Source organism: Mesorhizobium sp. M2A.F.Ca.ET.037.01.1.1, assembly GCF_003998075.1.
GTDB lineage: Bacteria > Pseudomonadota > Alphaproteobacteria > Rhizobiales > Rhizobiaceae > Mesorhizobium.
Genome location: NZ_RZSA01001748.1, coordinates 1 through 526 on the forward strand (window position 1 = coordinate 1; position 526 = coordinate 526).

Annotated in this window: 1 protein-coding gene; it reads right to left on the reverse strand. The window is 62.4% G+C overall.

Annotation, left to right across the window (positions count from 1 at the left end):
* Nucleotides 1–526: flagellar M-ring protein FliF C-terminal domain-containing protein (locus EOA27_RS39575; protein ID WP_281059537.1), on the reverse strand; the 526-nt coding region annotated here is incomplete at both ends.

Below are 526 nucleotides of genomic sequence, written 5' to 3' on the forward strand. Positions count from 1 at the left end.
GGCAATGGCCGCGGGCTTTGCCGACGCCGTCAGCGCGGTGGCCATCGGCTTCAGGCCGAAGAAGGCAACCAGGAAAACAACGACAATGAAGGCGCCGGCATTGATGAGCGTGCCGGTATAGGTACCGATCGAGGCGAGGATGCCCGGCTGTTCGATCGGCTCACCGTCGAGGCCGTTGATGAACTCGACCGCCGACACGTCGATGACGTCGCCGCGCTTGTCGTCGAAGCCGGTCGCCGAGGCCACCATCTTCTGGATATCGGCGACGCGCTTGGCGATCTGCTCCGGCGTGGCATCCTTGCCGAGGATGGTCTTCAGCCGATCCTGGTTGACGACGACCGCGATCGACATCTTGTTGACCGTGTAGCCGTTCGAAACGGTCGCGATCTTCTTGGAGTTGATCTCGTAGTTGGTGATCTCTTCCTTGCGGTCGTTCTGCGAGGAGGACTGAGGCCCCTCGGTGCTGGTCGTTTGCGTCTCGGGCAGGTTCTGCTCGACGCTGGTTGGGGTCGAGGCCTGCTTCTGG